At 71.1% G+C, this 26439-nt stretch carries 25 protein-coding genes and 1 pseudogene; 10 read left to right on the top strand and 16 right to left on the bottom strand.

What is annotated here, in order from left to right:
• The first annotated feature begins 19 nt into the window (after nt 1-19).
• The 3 genes from ACFY1P_RS33450 to ACFY1P_RS33440 all read left to right on the top strand — a co-directional run bounded on the left by ACFY1P_RS33450 (nt 20) and on the right by ACFY1P_RS33440 (nt 1716).
• On the top strand, nt 20-370 hold the full coding sequence (locus ACFY1P_RS33450) for a YnfA family protein (RefSeq protein WP_361524395.1): 351 nt from the start codon (nt 20-22) through the stop codon (nt 368-370).
• A gap of 84 nt (nt 371-454) precedes the next feature.
• Nucleotides 455-1219 carry an SDR family NAD(P)-dependent oxidoreductase gene (locus ACFY1P_RS33445; protein ID WP_390752778.1) on the top strand — a complete coding sequence of 255 codons (765 nt, stop codon included), beginning with the start codon at nt 455-457 and terminating at the stop codon, nt 1217-1219.
• A gap of 116 nt (nt 1220-1335) precedes the next feature.
• Nucleotides 1336-1716, top strand: a complete 381-nt coding sequence (locus ACFY1P_RS33440) for a VOC family protein (RefSeq protein WP_361524400.1) — start codon at nt 1336-1338, stop codon at nt 1714-1716.
• Nucleotides 1717-1728: 12 nt separating this feature from the next.
• Here ACFY1P_RS33440 and ACFY1P_RS33435 read toward each other — a convergent pair whose 3' ends face one another.
• A complete protein-coding gene (locus ACFY1P_RS33435; protein ID WP_361524402.1) occupies nt 1729-2922 on the bottom strand; it encodes an RtcB family protein in 1194 nt (397 codons plus the stop codon).
• Between the two features lie 210 nt (nt 2923-3132).
• On the opposite strand from ACFY1P_RS33435, the gene ACFY1P_RS33430 reads away from it, so the two are divergent.
• Together ACFY1P_RS33430 and ACFY1P_RS33425 are read left to right on the top strand one after the other, a co-directional pair.
• Nucleotides 3133-3972 carry a hypothetical protein gene (locus ACFY1P_RS33430; protein ID WP_390752777.1) on the top strand — a complete coding sequence of 280 codons (840 nt, stop codon included), beginning with the start codon at nt 3133-3135 and terminating at the stop codon, nt 3970-3972.
• Between the two features lie 118 nt (nt 3973-4090).
• The gene (locus ACFY1P_RS33425; RefSeq protein ID WP_361524407.1) at nt 4091-4807 is read left to right on the top strand and encodes a hypothetical protein; all 717 of its coding nucleotides are present in this window, start codon (nt 4091-4093) and stop codon (nt 4805-4807) included.
• Between the two features lie 78 nt (nt 4808-4885).
• On the opposite strand, the gene lysS is transcribed toward ACFY1P_RS33425, so the two are convergent.
• Complete coding sequence (lysS, locus tag ACFY1P_RS33420; protein WP_361524410.1) at nt 4886-6619, bottom strand: lysine--tRNA ligase; 1734 nt, start codon at nt 6617-6619, stop codon at nt 4886-4888.
• Nucleotides 6620-6779: 160 nt separating this feature from the next.
• Between lysS and argS the strand changes: the two genes are divergently transcribed.
• Nucleotides 6780-8543, top strand: coding sequence for an arginine--tRNA ligase (argS, locus tag ACFY1P_RS33415; RefSeq protein WP_361524413.1), 1764 nt, complete (start codon nt 6780-6782; stop codon nt 8541-8543).
• Nucleotide 8544: 1 nt separating this feature from the next.
• On the opposite strand, the gene ACFY1P_RS33410 is transcribed toward argS, so the two are convergent.
• The 6 genes from ACFY1P_RS33410 to ACFY1P_RS33385 form a co-directional block, all read right to left on the bottom strand.
• The gene (locus ACFY1P_RS33410) at nt 8545-8994 is read right to left on the bottom strand and encodes an ATP-binding protein (protein WP_361524416.1); all 450 of its coding nucleotides are present in this window, start codon (nt 8992-8994) and stop codon (nt 8545-8547) included.
• A gap of 129 nt (nt 8995-9123) precedes the next feature.
• On the bottom strand, nt 9124-10113 hold the full coding sequence (hemB, locus tag ACFY1P_RS33405; protein WP_390752776.1) for a porphobilinogen synthase: 990 nt from the start codon (nt 10111-10113) through the stop codon (nt 9124-9126).
• Entirely contained in the window at nt 10110-11768 is a 1659-nt protein-coding gene (locus tag ACFY1P_RS33400; RefSeq protein WP_361524422.1) for a bifunctional uroporphyrinogen-III C-methyltransferase/uroporphyrinogen-III synthase, read from the bottom strand. The genes hemB and ACFY1P_RS33400 overlap by 4 nt, the downstream gene beginning before the upstream one ends.
• A complete protein-coding gene (hemC, locus tag ACFY1P_RS33395) occupies nt 11765-12799 on the bottom strand; it encodes a hydroxymethylbilane synthase (protein WP_361524425.1) in 1035 nt (344 codons plus the stop codon). The genes ACFY1P_RS33400 and hemC overlap by 4 nt, the downstream gene beginning before the upstream one ends.
• Complete coding sequence (locus tag ACFY1P_RS33390) at nt 12796-14199, bottom strand: glutamyl-tRNA reductase (RefSeq protein ID WP_390752775.1); 1404 nt, start codon at nt 14197-14199, stop codon at nt 12796-12798. Before ACFY1P_RS33390 ends, hemC begins: the two co-directional genes overlap by 4 nt.
• Nucleotides 14196-14966, bottom strand: a complete 771-nt coding sequence (locus ACFY1P_RS33385) for a redox-sensing transcriptional repressor Rex (RefSeq protein WP_361524431.1) — start codon at nt 14964-14966, stop codon at nt 14196-14198. Before ACFY1P_RS33385 ends, ACFY1P_RS33390 begins: the two co-directional genes overlap by 4 nt.
• A gap of 351 nt (nt 14967-15317) precedes the next feature.
• On the opposite strand from ACFY1P_RS33385, the gene ACFY1P_RS33380 reads away from it, so the two are divergent.
• The 4 genes from ACFY1P_RS33380 (at nt 15318) to ACFY1P_RS33365 (ending at nt 19334) form a co-directional block, all read left to right on the top strand.
• A complete protein-coding gene (locus tag ACFY1P_RS33380) occupies nt 15318-15599 on the top strand; it encodes a glutaredoxin family protein (RefSeq protein WP_361524434.1) in 282 nt (93 codons plus the stop codon).
• Between the two features lie 142 nt (nt 15600-15741).
• Nucleotides 15742-16683 (top strand): HAD-IB family hydrolase, encoded by a 942-nt coding sequence (locus ACFY1P_RS33375; RefSeq protein WP_361524437.1) that lies wholly within the window; start codon nt 15742-15744, stop codon nt 16681-16683.
• A 467-nt stretch (nt 16684-17150) separates the two neighbouring features.
• A complete protein-coding gene (locus ACFY1P_RS33370; protein ID WP_116212650.1) occupies nt 17151-17936 on the top strand; it encodes an ECF subfamily RNA polymerase sigma factor, BldN family in 786 nt (261 codons plus the stop codon).
• Between the two features lie 204 nt (nt 17937-18140).
• Complete coding sequence (locus ACFY1P_RS33365) at nt 18141-19334, top strand: DUF5667 domain-containing protein (protein WP_361524440.1); 1194 nt, start codon at nt 18141-18143, stop codon at nt 19332-19334.
• Between the two features lie 154 nt (nt 19335-19488).
• Here the strand turns inward: ACFY1P_RS33365 and ACFY1P_RS33360 are convergent, their stop codons facing one another.
• From ACFY1P_RS33360 to ACFY1P_RS33325, 8 genes and pseudogenes are all read right to left on the bottom strand, one after another.
• A complete protein-coding gene (locus ACFY1P_RS33360; RefSeq protein WP_361524443.1) occupies nt 19489-20514 on the bottom strand; it encodes a lysophospholipid acyltransferase family protein in 1026 nt (341 codons plus the stop codon).
• Between the two features lie 14 nt (nt 20515-20528).
• Nucleotides 20529-21575, bottom strand: a complete 1047-nt coding sequence (locus tag ACFY1P_RS33355) for an NAD-dependent epimerase/dehydratase family protein (protein WP_390752774.1) — start codon at nt 21573-21575, stop codon at nt 20529-20531.
• Nucleotides 21576-21772: 197 nt separating this feature from the next.
• The gene (locus ACFY1P_RS33350; RefSeq protein WP_003948845.1) at nt 21773-21871 is read right to left on the bottom strand and encodes a 30S ribosomal protein bS22; all 99 of its coding nucleotides are present in this window, start codon (nt 21869-21871) and stop codon (nt 21773-21775) included.
• A 110-nt stretch (nt 21872-21981) separates the two neighbouring features.
• Nucleotides 21982-22191, bottom strand: coding sequence for a helix-turn-helix domain-containing protein (locus ACFY1P_RS33345; RefSeq protein ID WP_067299677.1), 210 nt, complete (start codon nt 22189-22191; stop codon nt 21982-21984).
• Between the two features lie 128 nt (nt 22192-22319).
• On the bottom strand, nt 22320-23135 hold the full coding sequence (locus ACFY1P_RS33340) for a phosphatase (protein ID WP_361524450.1): 816 nt from the start codon (nt 23133-23135) through the stop codon (nt 22320-22322).
• Between the two features lie 88 nt (nt 23136-23223).
• Nucleotides 23224-24393: an acetoin utilization protein AcuC gene (locus tag ACFY1P_RS33335; RefSeq protein WP_361524453.1), complete on the bottom strand. Its 1170-nt coding sequence runs from the start codon at nt 24391-24393 to the stop codon at nt 23224-23226.
• Nucleotides 24344-25589 (bottom strand): annotated as a pseudogene (locus ACFY1P_RS33330) (MFS transporter). Before ACFY1P_RS33330 ends, ACFY1P_RS33335 begins: the two are co-directional and overlap by 50 nt.
• A gap of 96 nt (nt 25590-25685) precedes the next feature.
• Nucleotides 25686-26330 (bottom strand): HAD family hydrolase, encoded by a 645-nt coding sequence (locus tag ACFY1P_RS33325; protein WP_390752773.1) that lies wholly within the window; start codon nt 26328-26330, stop codon nt 25686-25688.
• Between the last annotated feature and the right edge of the window lie 109 nt (nt 26331-26439).

The raw sequence follows: 26439 nt of genomic DNA, 5'->3' as shown, positions 1-26439 counted from the left end.
GCCGCGTAACGTGCCTACCGTGCTCACCCTCCGCTCCATCGCCCTCTTCCTCCTCGCCGCCCTCCTGGAGATCGGCGGCGCCTGGCTCGTCTGGCAAGGCGTCCGCGGCAGCGGCTCCGGAGAGGGGCGCGGCTGGGCGTGGATCGGCGCGGGAGTCCTCGCCCTCGGGGCGTACGGCTTCGTCGCCACCCTCCAGCCGGACGCCGAGTTCGGCCGCATCCTCGCCGCGTACGGCGGGGTCTTCGTCGCCGGATCCCTGGCCTGGGGCATGGTCGCGGACGGCTACCGCCCCGACCGCTACGACGTGGCCGGCGCGCTGGTCTGCCTCGCCGGGGTCGCGATCATCATGTACGCGCCGCGCGGCCGCTGAGCCGCCCGGCCGGGAGAGCCGCTCGAACGCGAGGCCGCATATCCTGCGAGCGGATCCCGCACGCCGCACCTCAGGAGGCCCGCCATGAGCACCCGCACCGCCGTCATCACCGGCGCGAGCAGCGGCATCGGTGCCGCCACCGCCCGCCGGCTGGCCGCCGCCGGCTACCGCGTCGTCCTCACCGCCCGCCGCGAGGACCGCATCCAGGCGCTGGCGGCGGAGCTCACCGAGGCCGGCCACGAGGCGGTCGCCTACGGACTCGACGTCACCGACCGCGCCGCGGTCACGGCCTTCGCCGTCCACCTCGACGACTACGAGAGCGTCGACGTCCTGGTCAACAACGCCGGCGGCGCGCTCGGCACCGACCCCGTCGCGACCGCCGACCCCGCCGACTGGCGCGCGATGTACGAGGTCAACGTGCTCGGCGTGCTCAACCTGACGCAGGCGCTGCTCCCCCGGCTCGTGGCGAGCGAGGACGGCACGGTGCTGATCGTCTCCTCGACCGCCGGGCTCGGCACCTACGAGGGCGGTGGCGGCTACGTCGCGGCCAAGCACGGCGCGCACGTCATCGCCGAGACCCTGCGCCTGGAGCTGTGCGGCGAGCCGGTGCGCGTCGTCGAGATCGCCCCCGGCATGGTCAAGACCGACGAGTTCGCCGTCACCCGCTTCCGCGGCGACGAGGAGAAGGCCGCCGCGGTCTACGCCGGGGTCGCCGAGCCGCTGACGGCCGAGGACGTCGCGGACACCATCACCTGGGCGGTCACCCGGCCCCCGCACGTCAACATCGACCTGCTCGTCGTCCGCCCCCGCGCCCAGGCCGCCAACCACAAGGTGCACCGCGAGGTCTGAGCAGGCCCGGGACCTGCGACGCAGGACCGGAGACCGATGACGCGAATGATCATCAGGGGTTACCTTCTTGCACAGCGGCCGCCATGGGGGACGGCCCGCACGAAAGGGAACCTCACATGCGCGTCACCGGCTTCGACCACCTCGTCCTGAACGTCTCCGACGTCGAGCGGGCCCTCGCCTTCTACTGCGGCCCGCTCGGCCTGGAGCCCGTCCGCGTGGAGGAGTGGCGCGCGGGGAAGGTGCCCTTCCCCTCGGTGCGCGTCTCTCCCACGACCATCATCGACCTGGTCGACCGCACCCGCGGCGAGTCCAACGTCGACCACATCTGCCTGGTCGTCGAGCCGCTGGACTGGCAGACGGTGATCGACGCGGGCACCTTCGACGCCATCCGCGGCCCCGTCACCAACTTCGGCGCACGCGGCAACGCGGAGTCCGTCTACATCACCGACCCGGACGGCAACACGGTCGAGCTGCGCTGGTACCCGCAGGACGTGTGAGGCGCGCCGGCGTCAGCCCTTGACGCAGACGACCTGCTTGAGCTTCGCCACGACCTCGACGAGGTCCCGCTGCTGCTCGATGACCTTCTCGATCGGCTTGTAGGCGCCCGGGATCTCGTCCACCACCCCGGAGTCCTTGCGGCACTCCACGCCCCGCGTCTGCTCCTCCAGGTCCCGGACGGAGAAGCGCTTCTTCGCGGCGTTGCGGCTCATCTTCCGGCCCGCGCCGTGGGAGGCGGAGTTGAAGGACGAGGCGTTGCCGAGGCCGCGCACGATGTAGGAACCGGTGCCCATCGAGCCCGGGATGATGCCGTACTCGCCGTCGCCCGCGCGGATCGCTCCCTTGCGGGTGACGAGCAGTTCCTTGCCGTCGTAGGTCTCCTCGGCCACGTAGTTGTGGTGGCAGGAAATGACTTCGCCAAAGGTGACTTTCGCCTTCGCGAACTCCCTGCGCAGCACGTCCTGCGACAGCGCCATCATGATTTCGCGGTTGTGCTTCGCGTACTCCTGCGCCCAGAACAGATCGTGTCGGTAAGCGGCCATCTGCGGGGTGTCGGAGACGAAGACGGCGAGGTCGCGGTCGATCAGGTCCTGGTTGTGCGGCAGTTTCTGCGCCTGGCCGATGTGGTGGTCGGCCAGCTCCTTGCCGATGTTGCGCGAACCGGAGTGCAGCATGACCCAGACCGAATCATCCGAATCAAGGCAGAGCTCCCAGAAGTGGTTCCCGGAGCCAAGTGTTCCCATTTGCCGCAGCGCCCGGCCCTCGCGGAACTTGACCGCCTCCGCCACCCCACCGAACCGCCCCCAGAAGTCCGCCCACCCCGCCGTCGGCACGCCGTGCAGCCGGGCCGGGTCGACCGGGTCGTCGTGCATCCCCCGGCCCACCGGAATCGCCGCCTCGATCCCCGAGCGCAGCCGCGACAGATCGCCGGGCAGGTCGTCCGCCGTCAGCGAGGTCTTCACCGCCGACATGCCGCAGCCGATGTCCACGCCGACCGCCGCCGGGCACACCGCGCCGCGCATCGCGATCACCGAGCCGACCGTGGCGCCCTTGCCGAAGTGGACGTCCGGCATCACCGCGAGGCCCTCGATCCAGGGGAGGGTCGAGACGTTGCGCAGTTGCTGCATGGCGACGCCCTCGACCGTGGCCGGGTCGGCCCACATGCGGATCGGTACACGGACGCCGGGCACCTCGGTGTAGGACATCGTTTTCCTCATAACCCCGTGAAAGCAAGATAACGCAAAAGCCGGACAAATCTGACGATTCACGACAGGGAACCGGCAGACCTGGCGGTGCGTGCGGTAGACATACCTTCCAGCCACCGTCTTCCCGGCGGCAACCCGTTTTCGCGCGAGCACGAGCGCGGAGGCGGCGGGCGAGGGCGATCAAGCCGCAGGCGAAGGGAGCCACGGACAGTGCAGCGAAGGGCATACGCACCGGCCGCCGCACTGGTGGCGGCACTGCTCGCCGCGGTCCTCGCCGCGTGCGGCGGCTCCGCCGGCGGCCACGGCGGGGACGACGACGCCAAGACCGGCCACACCGGTTCGACGGCCCCAGCCGGGGAACCCGGCAAGTACCACAGCCTTCCCGAGCCCTGCGGCTATGTGAACCGGGACACCCTGCGCCGCATGCTGCCGACCGGTGACGACGAGAGCGACCCCGAGGTCCAGAAGCTCTACCGCGGCCAGGCCGCCATCACCTACGACACCGACCGCCGCGTCGGCTGCCGCTGGAAGCTGGAGACCCCGGAGGGCACCCGGCACCTGTCCATCGACTTCGAGCGCGTCGTCTCCTACCAGCCGGGCGTCAGCGACGACGACCGGGCCAAGGAGCTCTACGCCCGCCAGGCGGCGGCCGCGAAGATCCCCGACGCGTCGGCCTCCGCGACCCCCTCCGCCACCCCGTCCTCGCCCGCCGCGAGCGCGGGCACGCACCCGCAGGGCGGCGCCGCCACCGGCTCGCCGTCCGCCCCCGCGAGCCCCTCCGCCTCGGGCTCCCCCTCCGCCGACCCCCGCTTCCTGCCCCGCGTCCTCGACGACCTCGGCGACGACGCGTTCATCGACGACAAGCTGGTCACCGCGGCGGCCGGCGTGCACCGGGACATCGCGATCGTCTTCCGGTCCGCGAACGTCCTGGTGAGCATCGCCTACGACCAGTGGACGGCCGACCGGCAGCACATTCCCACCAGCGAAGACCTCCAGGGCAAGGCGCACGGCCTGGCCAAGGAGCTGGACGCGGGGCACTTCGGCAATTAGCCCGGCGAGTATCGCCCCGCCTCGGCCACCGGCGCTCCGCCGCCGCGTACCGTGCCGGGCAGGGCACCCGCCGGCGGACCTCAACGACCGCCCCCCGACACGACCGAGTGAAGGACCCATGCACCGAACAGCCCCGCGACTCGCCCGAATCCTCGCCTGCGCCGCAGTACCGGTGATGCTCGTCGCCACCGGCTGCTCGGGCGACGACTCCGGCTCCAAGAAGAAGACGACGTCCTCGCCGTCGCAGGCCGCGACGCCCAGCCCGTCGGCCACGATGAAGGCCGCGACGTTCGGCAAGCTGCCCGAGGTGTGCAAGACGCTCGACGAGAAGAGCATCGACAAGCTCGTGCCGTCGGCGAAGAAGAAGGAGGGCGAGGCCCTCCCGGCGACCGCCCCCAACGACTCCGCCAGCTGCTTCTGGAACGGCCTGAACGGCGAGGACGCCAAGGACCTGCAGTACCGCAGCCTGACGATCTCGCTCAAGCGGTTCTCCTCGGACCCCACGCTCGGCTCGGGCGAGAAGCTCGCCGGGACCTACGTCGGCCAGCGGACGACCAAGGCGGCCACCGAGGACGGCGCCAAGGACGCCAAGACCGAGAAGGTCGGCGGCATCGGCGACGAGGCGAACAGCATCGCCGCGGACTACCGCAAGGACGACGACGACTACCGCAACGCGATCGTGGTGACCCGCACCGCCAATGTCGTGATCACCATCAAGTACACCGGCGCGGGCTTCCAGGGCGCCAAGAACCCCGACGCGGGCGACCTGATGAAGAACGCGCAGGACGCGGCGAAGGAGGCCGTGGCCGCGGTCGCCGCCGCGAACAAGAGGTAGCCGCCACGCACGACGACGCCGGGCGGGCCCGAGGGGGCCCGCCCGGCGTCGTCGTGTCGTACGCGGTACCGCGCGGTGTTACACGGCCAGCAGCTTGCGCACCCGGTCCGCGCCCACGGCGAGCAGCAGCGTGGGCAGGCGCGGGCCGGTGTCACGGCCGACCAGCAGGTGGTAGAGCAGCGCGAAGAAGGAGCGCTGGGCGACCTTGAGCTCCGGCGTCGGCTTGGCGTCGGGCTCCAGCCCGGCCTGCACCTTCGGCACGCCGTAGACCAGCGTGGTCAGCCCGTCCAGCGACCAGTGCTCGTCCAGCCCGGCGAGCAGCAGCCGCAACGACTCGCGGGCCTGCTCGTCGAGGGAGGCGAGGTGCTCGGTGTCGGGCTCCTCGCGGACGATCGTCCGGGACTCGGCCGGGACCTGGGTGTTGATCCAGTGCTCGGCCTTGTCGAGCCGCGGCCGCGTCTCGTCCAGCGAGGTGACCGGGTTCTCCGGGTCGAGGTCGCTGAGGATGCGCAGGGTCTGCTCGTCGTGGCCGGCGGTGATGTCGACGACCGAGGCGAGCGTGCGGTACGGCAGCGGGCGCGGGGTGCGCGGCAGCTCGCCGGAGGCCGTGCGCGCGGCACGGGCGTACGCGGCGGCGTCGGCGGGCAGCACGGTGCCGTCGGCGACCTTGGCCTCCAGCTTGTCCCACTCGTCGTAGAGCCGCTGGATCTCCTGGTCGAAGGCGATCTTGAAGGACTGGTTGGGCTTGCGGCGCGCGTACAGCCAGCGCAGCAGCGGTGCCTCCATGATCTGGAGTGCGTCGCCCGGGGTGGGCACGCCGCCCTTGGAGGAGGACATCTTGGCCATGCCGCTGATGCCGACGAAGGCGTACATCGGGCCGATCGGCTGCTCGCCGCCGAAGACCTTGCGGACGATCTGGCCGCCGACGACGAAGGAGGAGCCGGGCGAGGAGTGGTCGACGCCGGAGGGCTCGAAGATCACGCCCTCGTACGCCCAGCGCATCGGCCAGTCGACCTTCCAGACCAGCTTGCCGCGGTTGAACTCGCTGAGGCGCACGGTCTCGGAGTGGCCGCACACGCAGGTGTAGGCCAGCTCGGTGGTCTCGTCGTCGTAGGCGGTGACCGTGGTCAGGTCGCGCTCGCAGACGCCGCAGTAGGGCTTGTACGGGAAATAGCCCGCGCCGGAGCCGCTGCCGTCGTCCTCGGCGGCCGCGCCGGAGCCCTCGGCGGCCTCCAGCTCGGCCTCGTCGACCGGCTTCTGCTGCTTCTTCGGCTTGCCGGTCGCCTTGTCCTTCGTCCGGTACTGGTCGAGGATCGCGTCGATGTCACCGCGGTGCTTCATCGCGTGCAGGATCTGCTCGCGGTAGACACCGGAGGTGTACTGCTCGGTCTGGCTGATCGGGTCGTACTCGATGCCGAGCTCGGCGAGCGCGTCGACCATGGCGGCCTTGAAGTGCTCGGCCCAGTTCGGGTAGGCCGAGCCGGCCGGGGCGGGCACCGAGGTCAGCGGCTTGCCGATGTGCTCGGCCCAGCTGTCGTCGATGCCGGGGACGCCGCTGGGCACCTTGCGGTAGCGGTCGTAGTCGTCCCAGGACAGCACGTGCCTGACCTCGTGACCACGGCGGCGGATCTCGTCCGCGACCAGGTGCGGGGTCATGACCTCGCGCAGGTTGCCCAGGTGGATCGGGCCGGAGGGGGACAGGCCGGAGGCAACGACGATCGGTTTGCCGGGGGCACGGCGCTCCGCTTCGGCAATGACCTCGTCGGCGAAACGGGAGACCCAGTCGGCCTCGGTGCTCTGAGCCTGAGCCACGGCACTTCCTTCCTTACGGTCCTGGCATGACCATTGTCCCAGACGGCGCGGGCGGCTCCGGGGTTGCTCCCGGGCGCCGGAAATGGCCGCCCGGGCGGCGGCGGGTGCGTGTGATACTCGGTGTGTCAAAAACGTCCTCTAACGGAACGGCACCCACCCCATGGCCTCGGTCCCTTCCCTCGCCTCCTCGCTCCACCAGCGCATCGCGGACGCTCTCTCGGCAGCCCTGCCGGAGGCCGGTGCCGCCGACCCGCTGCTGCGACGAAGCGACCGGGCCGACTTCCAGGCCAACGGGATGCTGGCGCTCGCCAAGAAGCTCGGGGGCAACCCCCGCGAGCTGGCGGGCAAGGTCGTGGCCGGCCTGCCCTCCGGTGATCTGATCCAGGAGATCGAGGTCTCCGGCCCCGGCTTCCTCAACATCACGGTCACCGACAGGGCGATCACCGGGACGCTCGCGGCCCGCGCGGCCGACGACCGCCTCGGCGTGCCGCTCGCCGAGCGGCCGGGCACCTCCGTCATCGACTACGCCCAGCCGAACGTGGCGAAGGAGATGCACGTCGGCCACCTGCGGTCCGCCGTGATCGGTGACGCGGTCGCGAAGATCCTGGAGTTCTCGGGCGAGAAGGTCGTGCGCCGCCACCACATCGGCGACTGGGGCACGCAGTTCGGCATGCTCATCCAGTATCTGATCGAGCACCCGCACGAGCTGGACCACAAGGACGCCGCCTCCGGTGAGGAGGCCATGTCCAACCTCAACCGGCTCTACAAGGCCTCCCGCGCGCTCTTCGACTCCGACGAGGCGTTCAAGGAGCGGGCGCGCCGCCGGGTCGTGGACCTCCAGGCGGGCGACGCGGAGACCCTCGCCCTGTGGCAGCGGTTCGTGGACGAGTCGAAGATCTACTTCTACTCGGTCTTCGGCAAGCTGGACATGGAGATCGAGGACGCGGACGTGGTCGGCGAGTCCGGCTACAACGACATGCTGGCCGACACCTGCCGCATGCTGGAGGAGTCCGGTGTCGCCGTCCGGTCCAACGGCGCGCTGTGCGTCTTCTTCGACGACGTCAAGGGCCCGGACGGCAACCCCACCCCGCTGATCGTCCAGAAGTCCGACGGCGGTTTCGGCTACGCGGCGACCGACCTCTCCGCGATCCGCGACCGGGTCGGCAAGCTGGGCGCCGACTCCCTGCTCTATGTCGTGGACGCCCGGCAGGGCCTGCACTTCAAGATGGTCTTCGAGACCGCCCGCCGGGCCGGCTGGCTGCACGACGGCGTCAAGGCCGTCCAGCTGCCCTTCGGCACGGTGCTCGGCAAGGACGGCAAGCCGTTCAAGACGCGTGAGGGCGAGACGGTCCGGCTGGTCGACCTGCTGGACGAGGCGATCGCGCGGGCGACGGCCGTGGTCCGGGAGAAGAGCGAGAAGCTCGGTCTTTCCGAGGAGGAGGTCGCCGAGCGCGGCACCCAGGTGGGCATCGGCGCCGTGAAGTACGCCGACCTGTCCACGTCCCTGGGCCGCGACTACATCTTCGACCTCGACCGGATGGTCTCCCTCAACGGCGACACCTCGGTCTACCTCCAGTACGCCTACGCCCGTATCCGCTCCATCCTCCGCAAGGCGGGCGAGTCGGCCTCCGCCAAGGCCCACCCGGAGCTGGCGCTGGCCCCGGCGGAGCGCGCGCTGGCGCTGCACCTGGACCAGTTCGGGGAGACGCTGGCGGAGGTCGCCGGTTCCTACGAGCCGCACAAGCTGGCCGCGTATCTCTACCAGCTGGCGTCGGCGTTCACGACGTTCTACGACCAGTGCCCGGTCCTCAAGGCCGAGGACGCGGCGACGGTCGAGAACCGCCTCTTCCTCTCCGAGCTGACCGGCCGCACCCTGCGTCAGGGCATGTCCCTGCTGGGCATCCGCACGCCCGAGCAGCTGTAGCTCACGTGGCTGGGGGCGGGGCCTGGTGCCCCGCCCCCAGCTCGAACCAGATCAGCTTGCCGACGAGCCCCTGCGGCTGGTTCCGCAGCGCGAACCCGCCCCAGCTGTCGGCGCACTTCATCACCAGCCCCAGCCCGCGCCCCTGTTCGGCCTCGTCGTCCGGGAGCCCGACCCTGCTCAGCCCGGGGAGCTTGGGGTTGGTGTCCCAGACGGTCACCCGCACCCGCTCGCCCTCCCGCCGCACCCGCACGGACGCGGGCCCGTCGGTGTGCCGGTAGGAGTTGGTGACCAGCTCCGACGTCAACAGCTCCGCGGTGTCCGCCAGTTCGGCGAAGCCGTGCTCCTGGAAGATCGTGCGGAGCGTGCGCCGCGCGATGCAGGGGGCCATCGGGTCGGAGGGGACCTGGAGGGTGTACTCCCAGTCGTCGGCGAGTTCGGGGTCGTTGCTCATCTACGCCTCCGGGGTGAGCGATATGGGCACAACGTAGAGCTCTGAGGCGAATCGTCGCCAGCGGGCGGGAACGCCGATGGCGACCTCCCCGCCGGGGAAGCCGCCATCGGTGCGTACAGCCGTGCTCGCTCAGAGCTGCCGTGCGACCTCCGTCGCCCAGTAGGTGAGGATCATGTTCGCGCCCGCGCGCTTGATGCCGGTGAGCGTCTCCATGATGGCCCGGTCGCGGTCGATCCAGCCGTTGGCGGCGGCCGCCTCGACCATCGCGTACTCACCGGAGATCTGGTACGCGGCCACCGGCACGTCCACCGACTCCGCGACCTTGGCGAGGATGTCGAGGTAGGGCAGGGCCGGCTTGACCATGACCATGTCCGCGCCCTCGGCGAGGTCGAGCTCCAGCTCGCGCAGCGACTCGCGGGCGTTGGCCGGGTCCTGCTGGTACATCTTGCGGTCGCCCTGGAGCGAGGAGCCGACGGCCTCGCGGAAGGGGCCGTAGAAGGCGGAGGCGTACTTCACGGTGTAGGCGAGGATCGAGACGTCCTCGTGGCCGGTCTGGTCGAGGGCGTCGCGGATGACGCCGACCTGGCCGTCCATCATGCCGCTCGGTCCCACCACATGGACGCCCGCGTCGGCCTGGACCTGCGCCATCTCGGCGTAGCGCTCCAGCGTGGCGTCGTTGTCCACCCGGCCCTCGGAGTCGAGGACGCCGCAGTGGCCGTGGTCGGTGAACTCGTCCAGGCACAGGTCGGACATGATGACGAGGTCGTCGCCGACCTCGGCCTTCACGTCGCGGACGGCGACCTGGAGGATGCCGTCGGGGTCGGTCCCGGCGGTGCCCGCCGCGTCCTTCTTCGCGTCCTCGGGCACGCCGAAGAGCATGATCCCGGCGACGCCCGCCTCCAGCGCCTCGACAGCCGCCCGCCGCAGGGTGTCACGGGTGTGCTGGACGACGCCCGGCATGGCCGAGATCGGTACCGGCTCGGCCGCGCCCTCCCGCACGAAGGCGGGCAGGATCAGGTCGGCCGGGTGCAGCCGGTGCTCCGCGACCATCCGGCGCATGGCCGGGCTGGTCCGCAGCCGCCGGGGGCGGGCGCCGGGGAAGGTGCCGTACGTGCTCAACTGCGTGCCCTTCTACGCGATCCGGGCCGTCGCTCGCTCGGGCGCGTGACCGGGTCGCCGGCCTCCAGGGCGGCATCGCGCCGCGCCGCGCCGAAGTCCGCGAGCGCCTCGGCCAGCTTGTGCACCGAGGGCTCGGGCGACAGCACGTCCACCCGCAGGCCGTGCTCCTCCGCGGTCTTCGCGGTGGCCGGGCCGATGCAGGCGATGACGGTGACGTTGTGCGGCTTGCCGGCGATGCCGACGAGGTTCCGCACGGTGGACGAGGAGGTGAAGAGCACGGCGTCGAAGCCGCCGCCCTTGATCGCCTCGCGGGTCTCGGCCGGGGGCGGCGAGGCGCGCACGGTCCGGTAGGCCGTGACGTCGTCCACCTCCCAGCCGAGCTCGATCAGGCCCGCCACCAGGGTCTCGGTGGCGATGTCGGCGCGCGGCAGGAAGACGCGGTCGATCGGGTCGAAGACCGGGTCGTAGGGCGGCCAGTCCTCCAGCAGACCGGCGGCCGACTGCTCGCCGCTGGGCACGAGGTCGGGCTTCACGCCGAACTCGACGAGGGACTTCGCGGTCTGCTCGCCGACGGCCGCGACCTTGATGCCGGCGAAGGCACGCGCGTCGAGACCGTACTCCTCGAACTTCTCGCGGACGGCCTTGACGGCGTTCACGGAGGTGAAGGCGATCCACTCGTAGCGGCCGGTGACCAGGCCCTTGACCGCGCGCTCCATCTGCTGCGGGGTGCGCGGCGGCTCGACCGCGATGGTCGGGACCTCGCTGGGCACGGCGCCGTACGACCGGAGCTGGTCGGAGAGCGACGCGGCCTGCTCCTTGGTCCGCGGGACGAGCACGTTCCAGCCGAAGAGCGGCTTGGACTCGAACCACGAGAGCTGGTCGCGCTGCGCGGCCGCGCTGCGCTCGCCGACCACGGCTATCACCGGCTGGCCGCCGTCCGGGGACGGCAGCACCTTCGCGGCCTTGAGCACCTGGGCGATCGAGCCGAGGGTGGCGGTCCAGGTGCGCTGGCGCGTGGTGGTGCCCGCGACGGTGACGGTCAGCGGGGTGTCGGGCTTGCGCCCGGCGGAGACCAGCTCACCGGCGGCGGCCACGACCGAGTCGAGCGTCGTGGAGACGACCGCGGTGACCTCGCTCGCGCCGACCTCGGACCAGCAGGTGGCCGAGGCCGTACGGGCGTCCACGAAGCGCACGTCGGCACCCTTGCCGTCGCGCAGCGGCACCCCGGCGTAGGCGGGCACGCCCACGGCCGTGGCGACGCCCGGCACCACCTCGAAGGTGATGCCCTCGGTGGCGCAGGCCAGCATCTCGTCGGCGGCGTTGCCGTCGAGGCCGGGGTCGCCGAGCACCGCACGGACGACCCGCTTGCCGCCGCGCGCGGCCGACATGACAAGATTGGCGGTGTCCCGCAGGACAGGTACTTCGGGCGTTCCGACGGTTTTTGATGACTCGTCAGTAACCGTCTGGGCAGGCATGTCCACATGGGCGCGCGCATGCGTGCGCACCACATCGAGCACCTGCGGATCGGCAATCAGGACGTCCGCGGCCGCCAGTGCCTCCACGGCGCGCAGCGTCAGCAGTCCCGGGTCTCCGGGGCCGGCACCGAGAAAGGTGACGTGCCCGTGCACGGGGTGGTTCGGGGCGGTGGGGTTCAAAGTGCTCGCTCCCCCATAAGACCGGCCGCACCCTTGTCGAGCATCGCTGCGGCGAGCTCGCGGCCCAGGGCCACGGCTTCCTCGCTGGACGTCGGCACGGGACCGGTGGTGGACAGCTGCACCAGCGTCTTGCCGTCGGTCGAGCCGACGACGCCGCGCAGGCGCATTTCGGTGACAACCTGCTCGGCGGCATTGGGGTATCCCCTGCTCGAGCGAAGTCGAGAGCTTGGGGAAAGGTCGGCCAGCGCACCCACAGGTGCGGAGCAGCCGGCCTCCAGGGCGGCGAGCAGGGAACGCTCGGCGGTCACGGCGACCCGGGTGTACGGGTCGTCGAGCTCGGCGAGCATCGCGGCGAGGGGTGCGTCGGTCGCAGCGCACTCGATCGCCAGGGCCCCCTGGCCGGGGGCGGGCAGAACTGCGTCGGGCTCCAGGAACTGCGAGATCTCCGACGCCCGGCCGAGCCGGGCGAGCCCGGCGGCGGCCAGCACCACGGCGTCCAGTTCGCCGTCGGTGACGAAGGCGATCCGGGTGTCGATGTTGCCGCGGATGGGCACCGTCTCGATGTCCCGGCCGTGCGCGCGGGCCAGGGCGTTGAGCTGGGCCATGCGGCGCGGCGAGCCGGTGCCGACGCGGGCTCCGGCGGGCAGGGTCTCGAGGGTCAGTCCGTCCCGCGCGATCAGCACGTCGCGCGGGTCCTCGCGGACCGGGATCGCCGCCAGCACCAGGTCATCGGGCTGGGTCGTCGGCAGGTCCTTGAGGGAGTGCACGGCGAGGTCGATCTCCCCCGCGGCCAGCGCGTCGCGCAGCGCGGAGACGAAGACGCCCGTCCCGCCGATCTGCGCGAGCGACTCCCGCGAGACGTCGCCGTACGTGGTGATCTCGACCAGCTCGACCGGGCGGCCGGTCAGCTGCCGCACGGCCTCCGCCACCTGCCCGGACTGGGCCATGGCGAGCTTGCTGCGACGGGTGCCCAGGCGCAGCGGTCGCTGCCGCGCGGTCACCTCGTCCACCGTCGAAGAGGTGTCGTTCATGCCGGCTCCCGTGCAGTGTTGTGCGTACCGGCCCGTGAATCGGCCCGGCTCACGGCGGCGACCGCCTGCGGATCGAGGTCGAAGAGCTCCCGCAGGGCATCCGCGTATCCGGCGCCGCCAGGGGTGGCGGCCAGCTCCTTGACGCGCACGGTGGGCGCGTGGAGCAGCTTGTCGACGACGCGGCGCACGGTCTGGGTGATCTCCGCGCGCTGCTTGTCGTCGAGGTCGGGCAGCCGCCCGTCGAGGCGGGCGATCTCGCTCGCGACGACGTCCGCGGCCATGGTGCGCAGGGCGACCACGGTGGGCGTGATGTGCGCGGCCCGCTGCGCGGCGCCGAAGGCGGCGACCTCGTCGGAGACGATGGTGCGCACCCGGTCGACGTCGGCGGCCATCGGTGCGTCCGCGGACGCCTCGGCGAGCGACTCGATGTCGACCAGCCGGGCGCCTTCCAGGCGGTGGACCGCGGCGTCGATGTCCCGCGGCATGGCCAGGTCGAGGAGGGCGAGCACCGTGCCGGCCGCGTCCGCGCAGCCGGGGTCGACCGCGCAGAGGGCGTCCTTCCGGCTCGCGAGCGCGGCCTGGACGACGTCGGCCGTCAGGACCACGCCCATGGCGCCGGTGCAGCTCACCACGACGTCCGCGAGGGCCAGTTCGCAGGGCACCGCGGCCATCTCCACGGCCGAGGCCGTGCAGCCGGGGCCGCCGGGCTCGGTGAGGATCTCGGCCAGGCGCTCGGCGCGCTCCACGGTGCGGTTGGCGATCGCCACGTGCGCGACGCCCGCGCGGGCGAGCGTCGCCGCCGCGAGGGAGGACATCGAACCGGCGCCGATGACCAGGGCGCGCTTGCCTGCCGCCCACGCGGCCACGTCCGCGCCGGCGGCGAGCCGCTCCAGGCCGAAGGTGACCAGGGACTGCCCGGCCTTGTCGATGCCCGTCTCGCTGTGGGCGCGCTTGCCGACCCGCAGGGCCTGCTGGAAGAGGTCGTTCAGCAGCCGCCCGGCCGTGTGCAGCTCCTGGCCGAGCGCGAGGGCGTCCTTGATCTGGCCGAGGATCTGGCCCTCGCCGACGACCATCGAGTCCAGCCCGCACGCCACCGAGAAGAGGTGGTGGACGGCCCGGTCCTCGTAGTGCACATAGAGATAGGGGGTCAGCTCGTCCAGTCCGACGCCCGTGTGGCGGGCGAGCAGCGTGGACAGCTCGGCGACACCGGCGTGGAACTTGTCCACGTCGGCGTAGAGCTCGATGCGGTTGCAGGTGGCGAGCACGGCCGCCTCGGTGGCGGGCTCCGCCGCGAGGGTGTCGTGCAGGAGCTTGATCTGGGCGTCGCGCGCGAGGGCGGCACGCTCCAGCACGCTGACGGGCGCGCTGCGGTGGCTCAGACCGACGACGAGGAGACTCATGCCGGCATCACGGCGGGAACATCCCCGTCCGGGCCCTTCCGGCTGTCGGCCGCCGGGCGCACGGCCGCGGCGGTCCGCGCGGCCACGGTGGCCGGCGCGCTCTCCTCGCCGGCCTTGCGCTGCTCGTGGAAGGCCAGGATCTGGAGCTCGATCGACAGGTCGACCTTGCGGACGTCGACGCCCTCCGGCACGGACAGCACCGTGGGCGCGAAGTTGAGGATCGAGGTGACCCCGGCGGCGACGAGCCGGTCGCACACCTGCTGGGCGGCGCCGGCGGGGGTCGCGATGACGCCGATGGACACGCCGTTGTCGCTGATGATCGATTCGAGCTCGTCGGTGTGGCGCACGGGCAGCCCGGCCACCGGCTTGCCGGCCATGGCCGGGTCGGCGTCGATCAGCGCGGCCACGCGGAAGCCGCGCGAGGCGAAGCCGCCGTAGTTGGCGAGCGCGGCACCGAGGTTTCCGATGCCGACGATGACGACCGGCCAGTCCTGGGTCAGGCCGAGCTCGCGGGAGATCTGGTAGACGAGGTACTCGACGTCGTAGCCGACACCGCGGGTGCCGTACGAGCCGAGGTAGCTGAAGTCCTTGCGCAGCTTGGCGGAGTTGACGCCCGCCGCGGTCGCGAGTTCCTCGGAGGAGACCGTGGGCACCGAGCGCTCGGAGAGCGCGGTCAGTGCACGCAGATACAGCGGTAGCCGGGCGACGGTGGCCTCGGGGATCCCTCGGCTTCGGGTCGCCGGTCGGTGAGTTCGGCCAGTTGCCACGGTGCTCCTGCGGGTAGAGCGGGGCTGCGGGCGGCGCCTCGTCCCAGGACCGCCCCGTCCCCCGCAGGCTATGCCTTTGTGAACGCGTGCACAAAGATGGTGTCCGCTTTGTCCGGGCAAAGTGACCGGCGTCACGCGGTGTTTCGCCCCGATCCGGGAACCATCGGCCGCCCCATGGCGACCGCGGCGGCGCCAGGCGTACGCCGACGGCGACACGTGCCCTCACTCCTCATCGCCATACCCCCGGACACCAACAAATCGACACATGATGGTAGTCGACTCAGGCACCCAAATCCGTCCGGCGGGATTCCCCTTCCGGGTCCGCCGGGTGCCGCCGGGCACAATGGCCCCATGAGTCCGCTGCTGCGCCGCAACGCCCGCAAGAACCCCGCCGACAGCACGGTGACGCTGATCGGCAAGCCCGGCTGCCACCTGTGCGACGCCGCCGAGGCGGTCATCACCGAGGTCTGCGCCGAGCTGGGCGCGCGCTGGGAGAAGAAGGACATCAACGAGGACGAGGAGCTGTACCGCAAGTATTGGGAGCAGATTCCGGTTGTCCTGGTGGACGGCGCCCAGCACGACTTCTGGCGCGTGGACCCGACGAGGCTGCGCAAGGCACTCGGCGCGGCCTGAGCCGCGGCCGGAGCGGTGGCGTCCGCACCCTTCGAGCGCACCGGAGCCCCATCCGGCCGTTGCCGGGCCGGAGCCACACACAAACCCGCCCCAAGCGAACGCGCAGAGGCGTTACCCCGAACAAACTGGCTATGCTCCCCGCATGGCCGCACTGGGATGGATCACTCCCCGCAAGCGCTCCGCCACCGCACGCAGCGTGCTGGCAGGCGAGGCCGCGGCGGAGGCAGCCCGCAAGACCGCTCAGGAGAACGCCGACAGCGCCGGGAGCGCCCAGGGCGCGGAATCCGCCGAGCCGGAATTCCCCGTCGTCGGCGACGTCCGGGCGGCCGCCTTCTTCGACCTCGACAACACCGTGATGCAGGGCGCGTCCCTCTTCCACTTCGGACGCGGCCTCTACAAACGCCATTTCTTTCACAAGCGCGAGCTGGCCCGCTTCATCTGGCAGCAGATCTACTTCCGCGTGGTCGGCGCGGAGAACCCCGAGCACGTCGAGGACGCCCGCAACAGCGCCCTGTCCATCGTCAAGGGCCACCGCGTCTCCGAGCTGATGTCCATCGGCGAGGAGATCTACGACGAGTACATGGCGGAGCGCATCTGGCCGGGCACCCGCGCGCTCGCCCAGGCCCACCTGGACGCGGGCCAGAAGGTCTGGCTGGTCACGGCCGCGCCCATCGAGGCCGCCACGATCATCGCCCGCAGGCTGGGCCTGACCGGCGCGCTGGGCACGGTCGCCGAGTCGATCGGCGGCGTCTACACCGGCAAGCTGGTCGGCGAGCCGCTGCACGGCCCCGCGAAGGCCGAGGCCGTCCGGGCCCTGGCCGCCGCCGAGGGGCTCGACCTGGCCCGCTGCGCGGCGTACAGCGACTCGGTGAACGACATCCCGATGCTCTCGATCGTCGGCTACCCCTACGCCGTCAACCCGGACAGCCGCCTGCGCAAGATCGCCCGCGAGCGCGGCTGGCGCCTGCGCGACTACCGTACGGGCCGCAAGGCGGCCAAGGTCGGCATCCCGGCCGCCGCCGGGGTGGGCGCCCTGGCGGGCGGCGCGGCCGCGGCGATCGCCCTGCACCGCCGCCGGCGCTGACCCTGGCCCGGGTTCGGAGAAGGACCGCCGGGACACGGGGGAGGCGCCCAGCGGCCGCTGTGAGCGCCGGCGCCGCCGCGTCAACACCCAGCGCGCGTATCCCGCCACCGGCGTACGGCCCGTTCGGGTGCGCCCGCAACAGCGCGTAGTCGTTCGTCACCCTCAGGCAATCCTGTCGTCATACCCTCACACGGCCCCCGCCAGTCCTTCCGTGACTGGATTGCCACAACACGCAGCCCATTCGGCCACACCATCGCCAAATCTGGTCAACTTCCTTTCATAGTTCGATATTTGATCGATCCCGAAGCGGTAAGAGATCGAACGGAAACGGTGATTTGAGCAACTCGGTGTAGCGCCGCCTGTACGAAGCGTTATTCTCCTCAGACGCAAACCGGTACCCCCTTGTCCCTACGACGAGTGAACGGTTCCGTACTGCACGTGATGGAAGCTCTGCCTCTGGGAGTCCCGTGTACCCACACGTCGGGGTTGACGCCTCGGGCCTGGCTACGCTGCGCGCAACGGTCCTCGACCGCCTGCGCGGCTTCGTCCCCACCGCGTACGCCGTCCCCGCCTTCGCCACACCCGTCCCCGCCGGCCCCTGCTACGCCCTCGCCGAGGGCAGCGCGGCGGCGGTGGGCAGACGCGCCCGCCGCGGCGCCGGCGCCGGTACGTCCACCACCACCCGCCGCCCCAGCGCCGACAGCGACAGCGCCCGGATGCTCGACCTGGTCGAGCGCGCCCAGGCCGGCGAGGCCGAGGCCTTCGGCCGGCTCTACGACCAGTACGCCGATACGGTCTACCGCTATATCTACTACCGGGTGGGCGGCCGGGCCACGGCCGAGGACCTCACCAGCGAGACGTTCCTGCGCGCCCTGCGCCGGATCGGCACCTTCACCTGGCAGGGCCGCGACTTCGGCGCCTGGCTGGTGACCATCGCCCGCAATCTGGTGGCCGACCACTTCAAGTCGTCAAGGTTCCGGCTCGAGGTGACCACCGGCGAGATGCTCGACGCCAACGAGGTCGAGCGCAGCCCGGAGGACTCCGTCCTCGAATCCCTCTCCAACGCCGCCCTTCTGGAGGCGGTCCGCAAGCTCAACCCCCAGCAGCAGGAGTGCGTCACGCTCCGCTTCCTCCAGGGCCTCTCGGTCGCCGAGACCGCCCGCGTCATGGGCAAGAACGAGGGCGCCATCAAGACCCTCCAGTACCGCGCGGTCCGCACCCTGGCCCGCCTCCTCCCGGACGACGCGCGCTAACTCTGTGCGCCTGTTCACTCACCAGCGGTCACATCCTCAAGGGCGCGTAACCCGGCCGCCGCGCCAGTCGTTGTGCGGGATGCAGACTCCCTGCGGTCACGTCATGCCCGTATCCCCTCACTCGATCGAGTGGATGCGTTCAAGGCGTGCAACCCTCCCGGTCTTGAGGGGAGTCGACCGTCATGACGAGAGGAGGTGCCGCCTGTGATCGCGAACGTTTCGGCGCACCGGCGGGCGAACGCCTTCGCCCAGGCCCTGGACCAGGAACCCCAGGGCGCGGCGGCCACACAGCCCGGCCCACCGGCGGACGACGCCGAGCAGGGGAAGCTGCTGGCCCTGGCGAGCGAGCTCGGCGGCCTGCCCGCACCCGAGCTCGACCCCGAGATCAAAACCGTGCAGCGGGCACAGCTGATCGCCGCCATGGAGAGCCAGTTCGCTTCAGGATCCGCTGCCGCCGTTCCCGAGCCGCGCGGCAGCAGGACCCGAGGGCGAGGGGCGCACCGGGCGCTGAGCAGGCTGAAGCCACGCTCCCGCTGGACCAAGGGGCTCGCCGCGGGCGGGCTCACGGTGGGCGTGGCCGCGGGTGCCTTCGGCGGGGTCGCCGCGGCGAGTTCCAACGCCCTCCCGGGCGACTCGCTGTACGGCCTGAAGCGCGGCATGGAAGACATCAAGCTCGGTATGGCCGACGGCGATTCCGCCCGCGGCGGCCTCTTCCTGGACCAGGCGTCGACCCGGCTCCACGAGGCGCGCCGCCTGATGGAGCGCGGCCGCTCCGGGCCGCTCGACTCCGAGGCCCTGAGCGAGATCCGCAAGACCCTCTTCGGCATGCGTCACGACGTCTCCGAGGGCCACCGCCTGCTGCACGCGGCCTACAAGCGCGACGGCTCCCTGGGCCCGATGGAGCGGCTCGACTCCTTCGCCTCGCTGCACCGCGAGGGCTGGAGCCAGCTCCGGGAGAAGCTGCCCGCCCAACTGGCCGACGTGGGCAATCAGGTCAGCTCGGTCTTCGCGGCCATAGACAGTGACGTCGGCCCGCTGCGCTCCCTGCTGCCCCCGCCCACGGGCAAGCACGCGGCACCCAGGGCCGGCACCCCCCGGCACGGCTCCGACAGCGGGACGAACAGCCGCCCGGCGTCGCCGCCGTCGGCCGCCTCGACCACCGACGGCAAGCACAGCGGCGGCGGTCAGACGCGCTCGGCGGACCCGGGCGCGCACCAGGAGCACGAGGGCCTCCTCGGGGGCACGGGCCTGCTCCAGCCCCCGCAGAGCCCCGGTGCGTCCGGCCCGGCCCACACCGGCAAGGACGGCAAGGCCACCAAGCAGCCGGACATCACCATCCCGCCGCTCCTCCCGGACATCCTCCCGGGCCTCGGCATCCGCAGCGAACAGGAGAAATAGGGCCCTAGCAGCCCTGGGCGGCCGGTGTTCCTCACCTCGGACCGAGCTCGTACGTCGGAGAGTTCGATGTCTTCGACGTCGGAGAGTTCGGGAGAACACCGGCCGCCGTCATCTCCGGAGCGCCTTCGGGAAAGCCCTCGGAAGAACACCGATCTCAGAAGAACACCGAACGCCGCTGCACGAGCTGCTTGTACAGCGTGTGCTGAATCGTTTCTCGCACCTGATCGGTCAGGTTGAACATCAGCATCGGGTCGTCCGCGGCCTCCGGCGCATAACCGTCCGTCGGGATCGGCTCGCCGAACTGGATCGTCCACTTCGTCGGCAGCGGCACCAGGCCGAGCGGCCCCAGCCAGGGCCAGGTCGGCGTCAGCGGGAAGTACGGGATGCCCAGCAGCCGCGCCACCGTCCGGGAGTTGCCGATCATCGGGAAGATCTCCTCGGCACCCACGATCGAGCACGGCACGATCGGCGCCCCGGCACGCAGTGCCGTGGAGACGAAGCCGCCCCGGCCGAAGCGCTGGAGCTTGTAGCGCTCGGAGAAAGGCTTCCCAATCCCCTTGAACCCCTCCGGCATCACCCCGACCACCTCACCCCGCTCCAGGAGCTTCTCCGCGTCCTCCACGCAGGCGAGCGTGTGCCCGAGCTTCCGGGAGATCTCGTTGATGACCGGCAGGGCGAAGACCAGGTCGGCGGCGAGCATCCGGATGTGCCGCCCGGCCGGGTGGTGGTCGTGCACCGCGACCTGGAGCATCAGCCCGTCGACCGGCAGCGTGCCCGAGTGGTTGGCGACGACCAGCGCCGCGCCCTTGTCGGGGATGTTCTCCAGCCCCTTCACCTCCACCCGGAAGTATTTCTCGTAGAACGGGCGGAGCGCGGACATCACGACCTGGTCGGCGAGCTCCTCGTCGTAGCCGAAGTCGTCCACCTCGTACTCACCGGTGATGCGCCGCCGCAGGAAGCTCAGCCCATGGGCGAGCTTGCGGTCCCAGCCGGCACCGCCCCGCTCCCGCGTCCGCTCCGCCTCGGCGGCCTCCGCGGCCACGGCAGGGCCCTCGTCACGCTGCTGCGGCACGGGCGCGAGGGACGACGGCGTCCGGTTCGTACGGGGCCGGCCCGCTCGCTGGCCCTTCCGCTTGGCCCGCGGTTCCTCGCCGAACGGGATGACCTTCGCGTCCGCCATGGTGGGTGCGCTCCTCAGTTCTGGCCGTGGCCGGCAGGCAGGGCCGCGGCGATCCGGTCGACGGTACGGGCGAGGGTGTCGGGCGGCAGCAGCCCCGGGCCACGGCTGCTCGCGTAGTCCGCGAAGGCCCCGGCGGTCGTGTACCGGGGTTCGAAGCCCAGTCTCTCGCGCATCTCCGTGGTCCCGACCACGCGCCCATGGGTGAGCAGCCGGATCTGCTCCGGGGAGAAGTCCGTCACGCCGACCGAGCGGAGCGCCGAGCCGACCCAGGTGACGGTCGGCAGGAGGAAGGGGAGGGTGGGGCGCCCGAGGCGCCTGGCGGCCTGGGACAGCAGCAGCACCCCGTCACCCGCGATGTTGAAGGTGCCGCTGTTGAAGGTGCCCCTGCGGGGCTCCCCGGCGGCGATCCGCAGCACCTCGAGCACGTCCTTCTCGTGGACGAACTGGAGCCGGGGGTCGAAGCCGAGCACGGTCGGCAGGACGGGCAGGGAGAAGTATTCCGCGAGCGGCGAATCGGCGTGCGGCCCGAGGATGTTCGCGAAGCGCAGGACGCACACGGCCACGTCGGGGCGGCGGCGGGCGAAGGCCCGGACATATCCCTCGACCTCGACCACGTCCTTGGCGAAGCCACCGCTGGGCAGCGACTTGGGCGGGGTGGTCTCGGTGAAGATCGCGGGGTCGCGTGGCGCGGAACCGTAGACATTCGTGCTGGACTTGACCACGAGCCGCTTCACGGAGGGCGTCTTCTGACAGGCACCGAGCAGCTGCATGGTGCCGATGACGTTGGTCTCCTTGACCGTGGCCCGGCTGCCGCGCTTGCCCAGCGGGGTGCCGTTCACATCCATGTGGACGACGGTGTCGACGCCCTGTTCGGCCAGAACCTTGGCGATCGCGGGATGGCGGATGTCCGCCCGTACGAATTCGGCCCCGCCGAGACCGCGCTCGGGAGCCACGGCGTCCACCCCGATGACCCGCTCCACATCGGGCTCGCGCAGGAGGCGGCGGACGAACCGGCCCCCCAGCTGCCGTGCGACTCCGGTGACGAGCACGACCTTGCCCAAGATCAGCGCCTTCCTTCCCGCCCCTTGCCAGTGGTGCTGCCGCGGCCACCGTAGCGGGTCGTCGTCGCGCTGTGGTGACCAGCCGATGCGCGGAGCTACATTTCAAGCCGTAGCGAAAGCTTTACTCACCGCAACGCACCGCAGCCCTCCCACCGCTGAGCGGTGGGAGGGCTGCGGGACGAGCACAGCGGCGCTGCTTACTTCTTGTTGCGACGCTGAACACGCGTGCGCTTGAGAAGCTTGCGGTGCTTCTTCTTGGCCATCCGCTTGCGCCGCTTCTTGATAACAGAGCCCACGACTACCCTCGCTTACATCGATTCACTCGGTGCGGGGCGTCCGAGCCCACACGACCTACATCGGGCCAGCCTACCCGGCACCGGGCGAACAACGTAATCCGAGGTCCCCGTCAGGCTGTTTCCACCCCCACGTAGGACTCTCGGAGGTACTCGTGCACCGCTTGCTCTGGGACCCGGAACGACCTTCCCACCCGGATCGCCGGCAGATGACCGCTGTGCACCAAGCGGTACACGGTCATCTTGGACACTCGCATCACCGCGGCGACTTCCGCCACGGTCAGGAACACGACCTCGTTGAGAGGCCTCTCGCCAGCAGCCATGACACACCTGAACCTTCCGCACATGACGCGCACCGGCTTCCCCTCCGGTGACTCCTCGTCGCTGCGCGCTCACTCCCCAGGTTAGGGGCGGGTGATGCGAGTGGGGAAGAGGAGCAGCCATCGGCCGCCTACTGTGACAGACACGCTCGATTGAGTACATAGCGAGTAAGCGGTCGGTAGTAATCAGACCGCACAGTGTCATCAAGCGGAACGGCGACGGACACCCGTCCCTCCGCCTCGGCGACGAACGGCGCGGGGTCGTCCGAGTCCGCCAGGCCGATGGCCTCAATGCCCAGCTGACCTGCCCCGCAGACCCACCCGTGGTCCCCGACGACCAGGGCCGGCAGCGGTTCTCCTGCGTCCATCGCCGACGCCAGCGCCACCCGAAGCGGGAGCGGTGAATGCGTATGTGCGCCCGGCTCACTCGCGCCCCTCCGTGCGCCGGGTTCACGCACCAGCGCGACTCCTTCAACGTAGTCAAGGTTGTAAGTACGTACCCCGAACCGGGTCGTTATGTCGACACTTCGACCCTGCGCCGGGGTGAGGACAGTGCATCCCGCCGCCGAGAGACCCGCGGCCAACCCGGCGTAGAAGCCCAGGAGTCGATGGGGATGACCGGTGCCGAACAGCACCGGAGCACCGCTCGCGGCCGCCGCCGCCAGCCGGTCCGCGAAGGCATCGAGTGCCGCGATCGTACGGTCGGGGTCGATCACGTCCTGTCCTGACGAGTGGTCAGGATCGGCCGAAACCCCGCACCTTCGCCCCATCAGCTGTAACAACTCCCCCAGGGGCCAGTCCCGTTCGGGCTCCAGCCCGATCAGTGCCCGCGGGTCCCGGGCCACGAACATGCGATACCGGCCCAGACTGCGCTCCCGCGTCGTGGCCACCGTTCCGGCCAGCCGGGCGGCCAGCAGATGCGCACGCAAGGTGCGAGCACTCAACACACCCCGATGCTGCCGCACCACGGGGGACGGCGCGCCCTTTCGGCCCCGGATCCCACACTTGGCGTAACAGGGCGGCCGGGGCCCGGCGCTACGGCAGCAGCCCGTGGGACGGGAACACCGCCCGGCGCGTGGCGAGGATCGCCTGGTCCACCCGGTCCCCGGGGTCGTAGCCGGAGTCGAAGTCCTGCCACACCGGCACCACCCCGTCCGTCATCCGCAACGGCCCCAACTGCCGCGTCCGCCGGAACACTTCCGCGCGCCACTCCTCCGGCACGGCGGAAGCGGGCTCCACCGGCCGCCCCGCCGCGATGCCCACCAGGTGCGTCCAGGTCCGCGGCACCACGTCCACCACCGCGTAGCCCCCGCCGCCCAGGGCCACCCACCGGCCGTCCGCGTGCGCGTGCGCCAGCTCGTGGCACGCCTCGGCCACCGTCCGCTGCGCGTCCAGCGAGACCGCGAGATGGGCCAGCGGGTCCTCGAAGTGGGTGTCCGCCCCGTGCTGCGTCACCAGCACCTGCGGCCGGAAGGCCGCCACGAGCTGCGGCACGACCGCGTGGAAGGCCCGCAGCCACGCCGCGTCCCCCGTCCCGGCCGGCAGCGCCACGTTGACCGCACCGCCCTCCGCCGCCGCGGCCCCCGTCTCCCCGGGCCAGCCGGTCTGCGGGAAGAGCGTGCGGGGATCCTCGTGCAGCGAGATCGTCAGCACCCGCGGGTCCTCCCAGAACGCCGCCTGCACCCCGTCACCGTGGTGCACGTCGACATCCACGTACACGACCCGCTCGGCCCCCAGCTCCAGCAGCCGGGCCACGGCGAGGGCCGCGTCGTTGTACACGCAGAAGCCCGCGGCCGCCCCCGGCATCGCGTGGTGCAGGCCGCCGGCGAAGTTCACGGCGTGCAGCGCCTCCCCGCGCCACACCGCCTCGGCCGCGGCCACCGACTGCCCCGCGATCAGCGCCGACACCTCATGCATCCCCGCGAACGCCGGATCGTCCGCCGTGCCCAGCCCGTACGAGCCGTCGGCCGCGGCCGGATCGGCCGAGGCGGCCCGCACGGCCGCGATGTAGTCCTCGCGGTGCACCAGCCGCAGCGTCGACTCCCCCGCCGCGGGCGCGGCGGTCACCCGCAGCTCGCGGTCGAGCCCGTACGCCTCGACCAGGCGCATCGTCAGCGCGAGCCGCACCGGATCCATCGGGTGCCCGGGGCCGAAGTCATAGCCCGTTACCGCCTCGTCCCACATCAGCTGTGCTCGGCCGCTCATGACCGCCACCGTAGCGGGCGCCGGAAGGGCCGAACGAAGGGGCGTACCGGAAAGTAGCAAGCACCAGAATCATCGGCACGACCATGGCCCACCGATAGCTCCACAATTCCCCGAGCGCGCCCACGAGGGGTGAACCCACCAGAAATCCCACATAGTTAAAGATATTGAGCCGGGCAACGGCCGCATCGGACGCCCCGGCCCCCAGCCTTTCCTCCGCATTCCTCCCGGCCGCCGCGAAAGTCTGCGGAACGACCACGCTCAGGCCCAGCCCCAGCACGGTGAACCCGGCCGCCCCGACCCACGCCCCGGGCGCCACCGCCACCACCGCGAACCCACAGGCCGCGAGCACCGCCCCCGCCCGCACCACCCGCACCGCCCCGAAACGCCGCACCTCCAGATCACCGACCGCACGCCCCAACAGGGTCGTGGCCATATAGGCGTTGTACGGCACGGTGGAGACCTGATCGGAACTGTGCAGCACGTCCTGGAGGTACTTGGCACTCCAGTTGGAGACCGTGGAGTCCCCTATATAGGCGAACGCCATCACCAGACACAGCGGCAGGAGAAAACGCATACCGCGATCGGCCGCCCGGCTCCCGAGCGCGTCCGCGAGCCGTACGTCACCGGGGCTCCGGTCGGCGTACCAGCCACTCGCGAGGAGAGCCGCCGGCACCGCCACGGCCACCACCGGCGCGTAGATCGCGGCGAGCGGCAATCCCTCGTGTGCACCCAGCCAGGCGAGCGACGCCCCGACAATGCCACCGAGGCTGTACGCGGCATGAAAGCCGAGCATGATGCTGCGCCCGTACGCCTGCTGAAGGCTCACCCCGAGCATGTTCATGGACGCGTCGAGCCCACCGACCGCCAGCCCGAACACACCGAGGGCGACGGCCACTTGCCACAATTCGCGACCTGAACCGGCCGCGAGCAGGGCGAGGGCCGACGACCGGCTGCACCCAGCGGAGTACGATCCCGGGCCGTGCCCTCGCCACCAGGTGCTCGGTGGCGATACTGCCGATTCCGGCGAGAACCGGAACGGCCGCGAGGAAGACGGGCAGCAGCCCGTCGGATATTCCGTACCGGGTCTGGATCGCCGGTATTCGAGTCACCAGGAGAGCGAAGACCGCGCCCTGGATGAAGAAGCTGACCGCCAGGGAGAGCCGACCGTTTCTCAGCCGCGAGCGCGCATCCGTCATGGCCGATGAGAGTACGGCGCGGCACTACCCCTGGGTAGCTCGCTCACACGATTCGCCGGCACACGATTCACCGGCACACGGTTTGCCGGCGCGGAATCACGCGAGGAGCCCCGGCAGCTCCGAGAGACTGTCGAACCGTCCGGTCGCCCCGGTCAGCCGGTCCCTCGGCGTCAGGGAGGTCAGCGCGTACACATCCATTCCCGCGGCGGTCGCGGCCTGGATGCCGCGCGGGCTGTCCTCGATCACCACACACCGCTCCGGGGCGACGCCCATGGAACGGGCGGCGTGGAGAAAGAGGTCAGGCGCCGGCTTTCCCTTGCCGACATCGTCCGAGCTGAAGATCCACTCGTCCTCGAACCACTCGTCCAGCCCAGTGCGCCGATGCCCGACGCGAATGCGCTCGTGCGAACCGGACGACGCGACGCAGTACGACACCCCCTCGGCCACCAGCTGCTCCAGCAGTTCCACCGCACCCTTTATGGGCTGGAGCTCCCGGTCGAAAGCCTCGAAGGTGCGCGCGTGCAGCGTGTCGTCGAATTCAGTCGGCAGCTGCTGCCCGGTCCGCTCCAGCACGAGGTCGTGGATGCGGTGGACGGCGGCGCCCATGTAGTCGCGGAGGGAGTCCTCGTAGCTGGTGGCATGCCCCAGCTCGGTGAGGTACGCGGCCAGGATCCGGTTCGCGATCGGCTCGCTGTCGACGAGTACGCCGTCGTTGTCGAAGATGACGAGGTCATAGCGCATGACGTCACCTTAAGCGCAAAAATGCCTCAGGCCCCGGGTCTATGACCCAGGGCCTGAGGCTAAAATTTGTTCGGCGGCGTCCTACTCTCCCACACGGTCCCCCATGCAG

This window comes from Streptomyces sp. NPDC001407 (assembly GCF_042895325.1).
In the GTDB taxonomy this organism is placed as follows: Bacteria; Actinomycetota; Actinomycetes; order Streptomycetales; family Streptomycetaceae; genus Streptomyces.
The sequence above is the reverse complement of the archived record's forward strand: the minus strand, read 5'-3'. Positions and strand labels throughout refer to the sequence as shown.

Excerpts from the sequence above, each read along its gene's own strand:
- ACFY1P_RS33445 (WP_390752778.1), top strand. The coding sequence starts at position 455 with ATGAGCACCCGCACCGCCGTCATCACCGGCGCGAGCAGCGGCATCGGT.
- ACFY1P_RS33440 (WP_361524400.1), top strand. The coding sequence starts at position 1,336 with ATGCGCGTCACCGGCTTCGACCACCTCGTCCTGAACGTCTCCGACGTC.
- ACFY1P_RS33435 (WP_361524402.1), bottom strand. The coding sequence starts at position 2,922 with ATGTCCTACACCGAGGTGCCCGGCGTCCGTGTACCGATCCGCATGTGG.
- ACFY1P_RS33425 (WP_361524407.1), top strand. The coding sequence starts at position 4,091 with ATGCACCGAACAGCCCCGCGACTCGCCCGAATCCTCGCCTGCGCCGCA.
- argS (WP_361524413.1), top strand. The coding sequence starts at position 6,780 with ATGGCCTCGGTCCCTTCCCTCGCCTCCTCGCTCCACCAGCGCATCGCG.
- ACFY1P_RS33410 (WP_361524416.1), bottom strand. The coding sequence starts at position 8,994 with ATGAGCAACGACCCCGAACTCGCCGACGACTGGGAGTACACCCTCCAG.
- hemC (WP_361524425.1), bottom strand. The coding sequence starts at position 12,799 with ATGAACGACACCTCTTCGACGGTGGACGAGGTGACCGCGCGGCAGCGA.
- ACFY1P_RS33390 (WP_390752775.1), bottom strand. The coding sequence starts at position 14,199 with ATGAGTCTCCTCGTCGTCGGTCTGAGCCACCGCAGCGCGCCCGTCAGC.
- ACFY1P_RS33380 (WP_361524434.1), top strand. The coding sequence starts at position 15,318 with ATGAGTCCGCTGCTGCGCCGCAACGCCCGCAAGAACCCCGCCGACAGC.
- ACFY1P_RS33375 (WP_361524437.1), top strand. The coding sequence starts at position 15,742 with ATGGCCGCACTGGGATGGATCACTCCCCGCAAGCGCTCCGCCACCGCA.
- ACFY1P_RS33360 (WP_361524443.1), bottom strand. The coding sequence starts at position 20,514 with ATGGCGGACGCGAAGGTCATCCCGTTCGGCGAGGAACCGCGGGCCAAG.
- ACFY1P_RS33345 (WP_067299677.1), bottom strand. The coding sequence starts at position 22,191 with ATGGCTGCTGGCGAGAGGCCTCTCAACGAGGTCGTGTTCCTGACCGTG.
- ACFY1P_RS33335 (WP_361524453.1), bottom strand. The coding sequence starts at position 24,393 with ATGAGCGGCCGAGCACAGCTGATGTGGGACGAGGCGGTAACGGGCTAT.
- ACFY1P_RS33325 (WP_390752773.1), bottom strand. The coding sequence starts at position 26,330 with ATGCGCTATGACCTCGTCATCTTCGACAACGACGGCGTACTCGTCGAC.